The 6,902-nt window shown below is 63.6% G+C and carries 5 protein-coding genes; all 5 read left to right on the forward strand.

From position 1 onward, the window contains the following. Positions 1 to 683, forward strand: a 683-nt coding sequence (locus tag VEK15_28795; GenBank protein HXV64731.1) for a prolyl oligopeptidase family serine peptidase, incomplete at its 5' end; no start/stop codon positions are given. A gap of 28 nt (positions 684 to 711) precedes the next feature. Next, on the forward strand, positions 712 to 3,090 hold the full coding sequence (locus VEK15_28800; GenBank protein ID HXV64732.1) for a sulfatase: 2,379 nt from the start codon (positions 712 to 714) through the stop codon (positions 3,088 to 3,090). 32 nt (positions 3,091 to 3,122) lie between these two features. Continuing rightward, a complete protein-coding gene (locus VEK15_28805; GenBank protein ID HXV64733.1) occupies positions 3,123 to 5,033 on the forward strand; it encodes a hypothetical protein in 1,911 nt (636 codons plus the stop codon). 299 nt (positions 5,034 to 5,332) lie between these two features. After that, complete coding sequence (locus VEK15_28810; protein ID HXV64734.1) at positions 5,333 to 5,752, forward strand: tetratricopeptide repeat protein; 420 nt, start codon at positions 5,333 to 5,335, stop codon at positions 5,750 to 5,752. Positions 5,753 to 6,656: 904 nt separating this feature from the next. Further along, a partial coding sequence (locus tag VEK15_28815; GenBank protein HXV64735.1) for a hypothetical protein occupies positions 6,657 to 6,902 on the forward strand: 246 nt, incomplete at its 3' end.

Below are 6,902 nucleotides of genomic sequence, written 5' to 3' on the forward strand. Positions count from 1 at the left end.
CGGAGAAGAAATACCCTCTGGTCGTCTATATCTACGGCATGCCGGGAGTGCCGACCATTCGGGACTCCTGGGCCGGCAGCCGGTACTTGTTTCACCAATTCCTCGTTCAGGAGGGCTACGTGGTGGCCCAGATCGACGACCGCACCTCGGCGATCTGGGGCCACAAATACGCCGTTCTCGGCGATCACAATATCGGGCCGCTCGCCGTCGCGGACCACGAGGCGGCGGTCGAGTACCTGACTTCGCTCCCTTACGTCGATGCCAGGAACACGGCGGTCTGGGGTTGGAGCGGGGGAGGGTTCACGACGACGTTTCACATGACGCACACCAAGTTATTCAAGATCGGTGTGGCGGGCGCCCCGGTCACCGACTGGCACCTCTACGACTCCATCTACACCGAGCGTTACATGGGAACGCCCTGGGAGGATCCCGAGGCCTATCGGAGGACTTCCTCGGTAGAAGCCGTTGCCAACTTCGAGGGCCGCATGCTTCTCATTCACGGCACCCACGACGATAACGTCCATCCTCAAAACTCCATCCAGCTCATCGATGGTCTCATCAAGAACCGCAAGCAATTCGACCAGTTCTTCTACCCGAACAAGACCCACGGGATCCGGGGCACCGACGAGGTCATCCACCTGTGGACGATGGTGTTCGAGTACATGGAGCGCCACCTGAAATAACTGGGGTCCCGCCAAAAGGAGTAACGGCATGCGCGCGTCCTTGACCTTCTGGATGTCGATCCCAACGCTGGTCATCGCTTGCGGCGAGTCCGCGACGCCGCCGGCCGTGGTCAGGCTCGTCGACGCCTTCCCCTCGGCAAACATCTTTGGCGCGAGCCCCTCTCCGGCTCCGCCCGAGCCAACCGAGTGGCGCTTCGACGGGCCGAGCCCGTCGTGGAAGGCCGGGCCCGGGATCGCCCAGGCTGCGGTTCGCGAAGGGCGTCTCACCGGACGCTCCGCGACCGACGTGCCCATCCTGCAGCTGGAACGCCCTGCCAGAGTAGACCCAGCGGATGTGCTCCAGGAAGTGGTGATTCGAGCCCGCGTATCCTCTGGCTCGAACCTCGCGGTCAACTTCAGCGAAGACGAGGCAGTCGACCTCGACCGCCTGGCGAGCCGGGTCAAGCGATTCCCCTGGCCACTTTCCACTCCGCTTCTGCCCGGCGAGCAGATCCAGACCTATACGATCAGCGCCGGCTCCGCGGCACGGACCTCGTTTCCCGCGTCGGGCATTCGGCACGTGTTGCTGCAACCCACGGACGTCGAGGCGGCCGACTTCGAGATCGAATCGGTGCGCCTCGTGTTCCGCCGCGAGCATCTCGCGAAGATCCCGTCGGGCGTGAGCTGGCAAGGTCTTTCCGAGATATACCGCGAGACCATCGTGACCCGCTCCCCCGAGGACGCTCGTTTCACCGTCACACTTCCTCCCGACCCGGTCCTGGATCTCGCCGTCGGCACGGTCGAGGACGGTCCAGTGACGTTCTCCGTGGTTGCCGAGGCGGAGCGCGGAGAGGAACGGTTGCTTGTTCGACGGACGATCACCACGCCGAATCGCTGGCACGAGGTGACGTTCGATCTTCCCGAGCTGGCCTCACGGGAGACGACGTTGTCGTTGCGACTCGAGGCCCTCGAGCCCGGCGCGATCGGTTTCTGGGGCGCGCCGGCGATCCGAGGGAGAAGCGTCTGGCAGAGCGCGTCTCGAGAGAGCCACCCGCGTCCTCGGGGCGTGCTCGTCGTCTTGCTCGACACGCTTCGGCAGGATCACCTCGAGGCCTATGGTTATGAGCGCGAGACGGCCCCGAGCGTCGCCGCCTTGGCCCGTGAAGGGGTGAGGTTCCAGAATGCCATTGCTCAAGGGGCCTGGACGAAGGTTTCGGTTCCTTCGATCCTGTCCTCTACTTATCCCTCGTCGAACGGGGTCTACGAGCTATTCCACAAGCTTCCTGCCTCGGCAGACACGCTCGCGGAATCCTTCCGGGAAGCGGGGTGGGCGACCTGGGGTGCCTCGGGAAACGGCTTCTCGGGGCGCGCCAACAACCTTCATCAGGGCCTCGAAGTCCTCCACGAGCGCGGCTCGATCGAGGTTCCCGACGGGCAGAGCCGCAGCAAGACGGCGCGTCCCCTGGTCGACCGGCTTCTCGAGTGGCTCGAGACCCATCATGACCTGCCCTTCTTCGTTTTTCTCCACCCGATCGATCCCCATAGTCCCTACGAGCCCTACCGTCCCTACGACGCGCTCTGGGGCGAGCCCGGCGATTCCCAGTCGCTCAAGGAAAGCATCGAGAAGGTGAAACCGCTCGTCGAGGAGCGCGAACGAAACGGCAGGCTTCCTCATCGCGAGGACCTCGTGGACGCGGGTCTGGATCCCGACGTCTTCAATGCGCGGGAGCTCGCCTGGTACGACGGATCGATCCGGGCCGCCGACGTCGAGATCGGAAGGGTGCTCGAAAGGCTTCGAGAGCTCGGACTCGAGGAGGACACGCTCGTCGTCTTCCTGAGCGACCATGGCGAGGAGTTTCGCGATCACGGTGGTGGGTTTCACGAAGACAACGTCTATGGCGAGCTGACGAACGTCCCCTTGATCCTGCGCTGGCCCCGAGTCATTCCTTCGGGGGTGGTCGTGGAGGAGACGGTGCAGCTGCTCGACGTCGCCCCCACCCTGCTCGAGCTCGCCGGCATCGCTGTGCCCGGGCGCATGCAGGGGACGAGCCTGGTCCCGCTGTTCCTTCCCGAGGAGGGTCGACGGTGGGCGAGCCGTCCCGCCATCTCCGAATGGAAGAGGCGAATCGACCAATTGGAGAATGGTGTCGATGCGTTCTCCATCGTCCTCGATGGCTACAAGCTCGTTCACAACGTCCAACGCCCGCCAGGGTTTCCCGAGTTCGAGCTCTACGAACGCGGGAAGGATCCGCTGGACCAGCACGATCGGGCGAAGGAGCATCCCGAGCTCGTGGAGCGGCTCTCGACGCAACTCGGGCGCTGGCGAGAGTGGGCGGCGGCCAACAAGCTTCCGACCGACGAGCAGGAAGCGGGAACGCTCGACGCGGAAGAGCTCGAACGATTGCGAAGTCTCGGCTACGTTCAGTAGGGCCGTCGAATGGACGGTGAGACAGCCCGGGCATGAGGCTTCCCGGGTCGCTCGCCACGGGCTCCACTCCCCGCGTTCTTCTCACGGCGGTCGCTCTCGGCGCGGCTGGCCTGCCGCTCACCCTGGTGATGCTCCGGGGGCCGCTTCCCCTGAGGGTGCGCCCCGGCTGGCATCCGGGCTGGAGCGGTCTGTCGCGCGAATGGCGATTCGAAGAGGATCGCGTCTGGCGCGCGCTGGCCCGTCGCTCGGTGATCGGGTTTCCGGTTACAGTCGATGGGCCCGGGACCGTGTCCCTCTGGGTACGGTACTCGGGTGATGAGCGAGCCTCGCTTCGGGCGGCGTTCGAATCGGGTGAGCCATGGGAGGTGACGCTCGTGGCGTCCCCCGCACCCCAGCGAATCGACCTCGCCCTTCCTTCCGAGAGGATTCGGGCCGTCGTTCGATTGCGCTCCGACGCGGAAGACCCCGATTCGGTTTTCTTGAGCGCGGTCGAATGGAATGCGCGTCACCTCTGGCCTCAGGCGTCTGTCGTTCGTTCGGGTGCGATCTTGCTGGTCGGAACGTTCGTGGCTTTGCTCCTCGCCGGAGCGGGTTGGGCAGGCTCACTGGGAGCGGCCGTTGGTACCGCCGTCGCTCTCGTCGCCTGGAGCGCGTTCGACACTTTCGCAGCGCTTCGTTTCGCGTCGGCCAGCACCGCGCCCGTTCTCGCCGGCGTTGGGATCATCGGCCTGGTCAAGCTCTTTTGGAGACAGGCGAGCGCGGCCGTTCTCGGAATGGTCTTCGTCGTCCTCCTCCTGCGCTCGGCGTGGGTCTTTCATCCGAGCTACTACTTCACCGACATCCAGGTCCAGGAGACGCTGGTCGAGCTTCTCTACCATCGAGGGGTCGTCGACTTCTGGACGCGCCTTCCCGATTATCAAATGGCGCATTCCCTGGGGGTAACCGACGTCGCTGGCAGCAGCCAGGCTTTTCCGTACTCACCCGTCTTTCACACGCTCGTGCATCTGGGAAACTCGCTGCTCCACGCTCCCGACCGGTGGATCCTGTTCGCGAACGCGACTTTGGGAGCGCTGTCGCTTCTTCCCCTGGCCTTTCTAGCGACGCGGCTGAGTGCGGCCCCGGGAGCGCCGGTCTACGCCTGTGCCATCTTCGTGCTGACTCCCAGCCTGACACGTAGTTTGCTGCTCCTGGAGGGACCAGCGACTCTGGGCAGACTTCTGGACCTTTTTGTCTTGGTGTACCTCGCCAAGGTCGGTCTCTCCGTGGGCAACACGCGCACCTGGATGGGCGCGACGCTCGTCGTCACCGTGGCCCTCGCGTCCTACACCGCGGGGTTTCTCCACATCGGGCTTCTCGTCGGTTGTTGTCTTCTGCTCGCCCCATTCGTGGGAGGTCTCGATCGCAAGGCGGCCATCGCGCTCGCGTCGGCGGGACTGGCGGGGCTTGCTCTGTCGCTCTTGTTTTACCATCCCCGAGCTCTCGCGGATCTGTTCGGCTCCGTTCTGCCGTCCGGAGCCCATGCGCCGTTGCCGGAACCGACGACCGGTGGTCCCCTGCTGGCCTCGGCCTACGCGCGGGCGTTCACCTTCCTGGGCGCCCCTCTACTGATCATCGGGGGAATCGGCGCGGCAACCGAGATTCGTCGAGTTCCCTCGCCGTCGCTTCGCCTGCTGTTTTATGGCTGGCTTGCTTCCGCGATCGTGGCCTATGCATTGCGTTACGTCTTCATTGACCTTTTCCTCAAACAGAAGGAGCTTTACTGGGCCGCCGGCCTGCTGTCGATTACCGGTGGAGCTCTGCTCGCTCGAGGGACGAGTCGGATCGAGCGACCCGCGGTCCGACACGTTCTCATCGGCGTGGTGTTCGCTGCGTTTCTTGCGGTTTGGCTTCTCGAGTTTCAAAAGTGGGTGGGCGAGTTCTACGGGCCGTATCTCTTTCGTTGAGCCTCACTCGCTCCGGAGCTCTGTGGTTGGAGCAAGCGCAGCGGCTCATCGCGCGGGACCCACTTCGCGACGAAAGCCGTCCCGAGCAGAACGACGAGCACGGTCCCTGTCGTTTCTTCAGTCGTCCATCTCCCACAGCGCAAGCTCGGGCAGCGGATTGCCCCGATCCCGAGTTGACAGCGGCGACTCTTCACCCCGGTCGTCGGCACAAAGACTTAGCGATCGGGGCTAATACTCTCCTAACATTCAGAAAACGAGGGGATCGGTCTTTGCGAGCGGCTGTGCCGTGAAGTAGACTCGTGATACTGCACCACATAATCGAGCTTGAGCCCGGGAGCCCCGCGGCCAATCTCCTCCTGGGTGATGCCTACTATCGAATCGGTGAGCTCGCGCGAGCGGAAGCGATCTGGCGAGAGGAGTATTCCCGCTCACCCGAAACCCACGAGAGAGACATGTTCGAGATCGCGCTCGCCCTCATCGCAACCGAGCGAGGCGGGGTCGAAGAGGGGCGGCGCGTCCTGGAGAAGTATCGCGGCACCCCATATCGGGACCTGACCCATTTGACCGAGATCGCGGCCCTGCTGGGTGACGTTGCCTATGTCGTCGATCGTGTGGAGAGCCACCCGGGAAGGAACTACCGGTGGCTCATCGAGGAGCCCAAGCTCGAGGCGCTCGCCGGGCGGGCGACGCCACGACGACGCTCCACGCTGTCCTCGTGAGGAGTCCGATTGTCGCGCGCGTCATGATCGAGCTCATCGTGGGGTTTCTTCGCGCCAGAGGGAAGTAGGGGAACGGTTGTTGGCTTTGTGCTAACGGTTAGAACGGCGCTGAAGGGCATACCAACCTCGGTTCACGACGACCGCTTTAACCGTTATCGGGGAACGAACAACCGTGCGACTACTTCCCGTGCGTCCCGTCGACGCATGAGGATGCGGGGGGAAGAGACGTGGCTGGCTTTTGGCGGGGGCCACGGGCTCGACCCCTTGAGGCGACGCGGACGGTTGGAAACGGCAAAGCTACTCCGAAGCAACACCCTCCTCGTGCAGGGGGTCAGGGTCCGGTGCATGCCGCGTAAGAGTCGCATGGATTACTAGACGTCGTTCCGGCCGCTGGGTTCGACGATGAAGGCGGCCTCATGTGGATGAATGAGTCCTTGCGACGGCTGCTGGGCTACGGTCTCGATGAGGACCTGTCGGCTGCGATTGTGGCGGACTTCTATGAGGAGCCGGAATACGAGCGCATACTCCTAGGAAGCCTATCCTCACACCGTCGTGAACGGCTCTTGGAGCGACCGGGTCGCTATGCGCACGAAGGACGGTCGCTTCGCTCGAAACTCTTCATCGCATCGAAACGGAGCGCGACTCGAGTGGCGGGCTCATAGGACTCGTTTTTCGCGTCGAGAGCGTCCGGGACGGAGCGGACTAGCGCCTCTCCCGCGGGCAAGTTGCTGAAATCAATCGCGGTCCATGCGAAGGCGGAAGAAAGCAGGAGCCTCGACCGCTTGAGATCTTGTGCGCGCGCCCATGGATCTACGGGTGCTGCGTGGCGGGCGACGCCCGGTACGCGAACCACTTCCAGCTGGCCGGTGGTGTAAGCTTGGGATCCTGAAAGAAAGAGGTTTCCATGAGATACGGCGTTCTATCGACGTTCGTCCTCCTCGTACTGATTTCGACCTGGGCGCTTCCGGCTCCTGGTAATACCGAGACCCAGGAGAAGCCAAAAGTGCAGATACCCGAGGCCGGCGTGCCCGAGATCATGACGATGGAGGGCGCTTACATTCGCGCGGCGTACAACAATGAAGGCTATGCCATCCTCGGCTATCGCCTCGCAAACGAGTCGCTTGGCAAGGAGTGGATGCTCCTCGAGTTC

The sequence above is a fragment of the Vicinamibacteria bacterium genome, from assembly GCA_035620555.1.
GTDB lineage: Bacteria > Acidobacteriota > Vicinamibacteria > Marinacidobacterales > SMYC01 > DASPGQ01.

What these genes read in the sequence shown, in the direction of transcription:
- VEK15_28805 (HXV64733.1), top strand. Translation starts at nt 3,123, where the DNA reads ATGAGGCTTCCCGGGTCGCTCGCCACGGGCTCCACTCCCCGCGTTCTT.
- VEK15_28800 (HXV64732.1), top strand. Translation starts at nt 712, where the DNA reads ATGCGCGCGTCCTTGACCTTCTGGATGTCGATCCCAACGCTGGTCATC.